The organism is Neobacillus sp. NRS-1170, from assembly GCF_050468025.1.
In genome coordinates this window covers 1-3934 of the sequence record NZ_JBITPF010000120.1, presented here as the reverse complement: position 1 = coordinate 3934, position 3934 = coordinate 1, and the positions used below count along the sequence as shown (strand labels likewise).

The following is a 3934-nucleotide window of genomic DNA, read 5'->3' as shown; positions in this document are numbered from 1 at the left end:
GCACCATAGTTCAAAGACCTACTTCGCCAGCATTTAAACAGTATAGACTGCCTGATCCATTTTCATTCTCTGTGGTGAAGCGATGATTTTTGCGCTTAATGGATGGTTCAAGCGGAAATCTGAATTTTTTTGAAGACAACAATGTTGAGCAATAACGTAATGATTTATAATGAACGTAACAGCAGGATGAAACGCGGGCCAACGGCCAAAAAAATCGATCAAAATAAATTCGAAATCGGAGGAGAAACGGACATGAGAAAACTCATATTGTTCATGCATGTGTCGCTGGACGGGTATGCGTCGGATTCGAACGGAGGACTCGATTGGATTCCGTACAACGAGGAATTAGAGAAATACGCCGAGGAGGTCGTAGCAGAAGTCGGAGCTCCCGTTTACGGACGGACGACGTATCGCATGATGGAGAGCTACTGGCCCACAGAGCTGGACAATCCGAATGCGTCGAGGCACGATATGGAGCATGCCAAATGGCTGCAGGATGTTAAGAAGATCGTCATTTCCGGCACGATGGACAAGGTGGAATGGAACAATACGATGCTGATCAAGGACAATATCGCAGAGGAAATCAAGGTACTCAAAGAGCAGCCCGGCAAAAATCTCGTTATCTTCGGCAGCCCGGGAGCGGCGAAGACGCTGCTTAAGCTCGGCCTGATCGACGAATTCCTGCTTACAATTTGTCCAGTCGTCCTGGGCGGCGGAAAATCGGTATTCGACGGCGGCTGCGAGAAAATCAGGCTCAAGCTGCTGTCCAGCAGAACGCTCAAGTCGGGCATTATCGCGGCCCGCTATGAGTTGGAGAAATAGCCGTACAAGGTGTTCCGCTAACGGAGAACGATAGCTTAATAAACCGCCCTTAACGGGGCGGTTATAGTTTTGGCTGAAAATCAACATGAGAATTAACATAGCCTTGTAGGGGTAGTACCAGCGTAGCTGACACCACTCGCAAACATATGGGGTAAAATGGTATTTTACATTTACCTTTCAATTAAGCTAATTCGCCCTCTAAAGGAAGACGTTCGTTCATGTCTAGGGGAATAGTTCCCTTCAAAAAACAAGGAGGATTTTCATGGATAACAATCTGAATCTATCGTTCGAAATTGCAATTACGCGTGTATACGATGCCCCTCGCGAACTCGTATTTAAAGCATGGACAGAGCTCGGGCATTTCGCGAAGTGGTGGGGACCAAAGGGGGTCACCCTCGAAATCGTTAAAATGGACGCTCGATCAGGTGGCGAGTTTTTAGGTATTCAGACGTCTCCTGACGGAAATCAGGTTATGTGGGGAAAATTTGCATACCAAGAGGTTGTCGAACCTGAGAAAGTGGCTTATATCCGATCCTTTTCCGATGAGCAAGGCAATACGGTCCGAGCGCCTTTTAGCATGAGCTGGCCTCTTGAAATTATGAATATCATAACGCTAGAAGATGACGAAGGTAAAACTGTTTTAAAACTGAAAGGATGCCCTGTGAACGCTTCAGCTGAGGAACAAGAAACCTACAAAGGTATGGCTCCAAAGCTTCAACAAGATCTAGAGGGTTCTTTCGATAAACTTGCCGACTATCTTGTCTCCCTGAATTAGAATGCGATAAAGAAGTTATTCGGTCAAAAAACCTTAATCACTTTGAATATTACGTTTCAGCTGGGAATGTTTGTTCAATAAAACAGCAGCAGTCTAGGACTTTATTTTCTCGTCCATGGCTGCTGCTGTTTCGTTTATCGCGTCAGTCTAATACTTTGTTTTCTCATGACTGCTTGGACATGAAAAAGTATCCACCACTTAATTATATGCCCAACTACGGGGTGAGCTGCGCAGAGAATTGTATCGCCGGTATTTTTAAGTGTAAGAGTGGGGTTGGCACTTGGTGACAGCTTCACTGGTACTATCCCGAATACGCCGTACGGTTGAAAAACTGGATATCGTGAGAAGTCATTAATAATTTACCATTATATACCAAGACGTTTGCGAGTGGTGTCAGCTACGCTGGTACTACCCCTTTTAGGGTTTATAATGTGAGACACAGAGTTAAGGTTTATGCTCGAATGGGTAAAAAAACTGTTATCGAATATGGCGGTACACCATATGAAGCTGCTGAGAAAGCAAAAAGTAGATTAATGTCGAAGCAAGTATAGACCCTCCATTCATGGATGGTTGTATTAACTTGGATTCATTTACCCAGGTTTATAAATTAGAGATTACAGGCTGCAAGTTTATCTAAATACTTACGGCTTTTCTTATTGCACAACTGGGCAGGTTTGTTGAAGAAGGATATTTTCTGTTTTAAGCGAATTATAATTTCAATTATAGGGCGCTTTTCTTTAGTAAGAAGGCGTCTTTTTGATATGCCCCTACACATAAAGGGATTAGATTTTGTTAAGGTAAAAAAATTGTGAACATTTTCACTTAAACTATCTGGTGCAAGAGTTAAAGATCTAGCTGCCTGAAAGGTGGCTTTTTCTTTTTGTGCTAACCTAAGCAGGATAGTTGAACAAGGATTGGATAAATTTTATATAGTGAGGTGTCATTTATATGCTATAAAAAGTGAAATTGGGGGTAAGGAATTAAAATGTGATGTATGTTCCGATAATCAATGGTATAAAAGCACTCATTATACGGTAAATCAAAGCGAAGAAAACGCCTTTAAGTATAACAAGGAAGTAAGATATATGTTTGATGATAGGCTCATCTCGTTCCTGAAGAATTGGCATCAAAAAACCTATCCCACCCCGTTCAAGCCGAAAAATCCAACTGCCTATAGGTAAAACGAAACCCCACTTTACCAGAGAAAAGAGGGGCAAGGTTAGCCGCGGAGTGTGAAGCTTTCGCGGTTTTTTCGTATCGAAAATCACGACTTACTTCAGGATTGGGAAAATACCGAAATACTCTTCTAATGTCAAATTCTTGTTTTTCATTTCCTTCGAAACGGCGGTGCCGACGTAGCGGATGTGCCAGGGTTCGTATTTGTAGCCAGTCACATACTCTTTTCCTTTAGGATAGCGGATGATGTATCCGAAATTGGCACTGTTCTTATCCAGCCATTTCGCTTCTTTTGTATTGGCGAAACAAGAGGCAGCCGCACATTTCCCGCTGCTTCCGCTAACGTCAATGGCGAGCCCCGTCTGGTGTTCACTGGAGCCGGGGATGGCGCTGTATGTTCTTGCCTTTTCATACCCGTCTCTTTTGACGTAACGGTCAAAGACGGCCGCCTGCGTGGCATACGAACGATAGGCCGAGACCCCGCTTAAATAAACCTTGTCTTTTTTTGCCGCCACAAACATCTTTTCGAGTGCAGCCGCCGCCTCCTGGCGCAACTTCCGTTTCTCTATTTTTTCTTTAAAGAGAAAGGAGGTCTTAGGATAGATCAGATTCTTCGGCACATACGTCTTAGGCAGATAAATTTTTTTGTTCACGATGACCCCCAGGGATTCGGGGTATTTCGTCGTATATATTACCTTTCCATCCTTCGTCGTTGTTTTATTCACATTCGACACGTTTGTCCCGTTTGGGTTCGAATGGGACCGGTAGCTCATTGGGGTCAAGGACTGACTTGTGCCGCTTTCGGTATGTTTGGGTGAAGAGGAATAATCTGAATCTCGGTTACAGCCCATGAGGGTGAAGAAGATGATGAGAACTGCCCATGCGCTGACCAAATTTTTTGCCATATTATCCGACTCCTCTATAAATAAATGAATATCCATCCATCGTTTCTAAGACCGATGATACAAATAGGATTTGAAATCCCTTTACAATCTATGCGTAAACTGTTCTACTTACTAGCATTGCTTTTTGGAATGTCAGGTGTACCGTATGTCAGTCGACGGAATAGTAGGCACAAGAGTTATATCAGCAGGCCATTGTCACCGCTGCGGCGGTTCCTTTTTTGGTTGAACTAACGTAAGCAGTTTAGTCATAATGAAC

General features: G+C 43.6%; 3 protein-coding genes. 2 read left to right on the top strand and 1 reads right to left on the bottom strand.

The window, feature by feature from the left end; genetic code table 11:
• The first annotated feature begins 252 nt into the window (after window positions 1-252).
• Complete coding sequence (locus ACIFOT_RS32145) at window positions 253-822, top strand: dihydrofolate reductase family protein (RefSeq protein ID WP_430073005.1); 570 nt, start codon at window positions 253-255, stop codon at window positions 820-822.
• A gap of 262 nt (window positions 823-1084) precedes the next feature.
• The gene (locus ACIFOT_RS32140) at window positions 1085-1597 is read left to right on the top strand and encodes an SRPBCC family protein (protein WP_430073002.1); all 513 of its coding nucleotides are present in this window, start codon (window positions 1085-1087) and stop codon (window positions 1595-1597) included.
• Window positions 1598-2868: 1271 nt separating this feature from the next.
• Here the strand turns inward: ACIFOT_RS32140 and ACIFOT_RS32135 are convergent.
• Window positions 2869-3678: a M15 family metallopeptidase gene (locus ACIFOT_RS32135; protein ID WP_430073000.1), complete on the bottom strand. Its 810-nt coding sequence runs from the start codon at window positions 3676-3678 to the stop codon at window positions 2869-2871.
• Window positions 3679-3934: the final 256 nt, after the last annotated feature.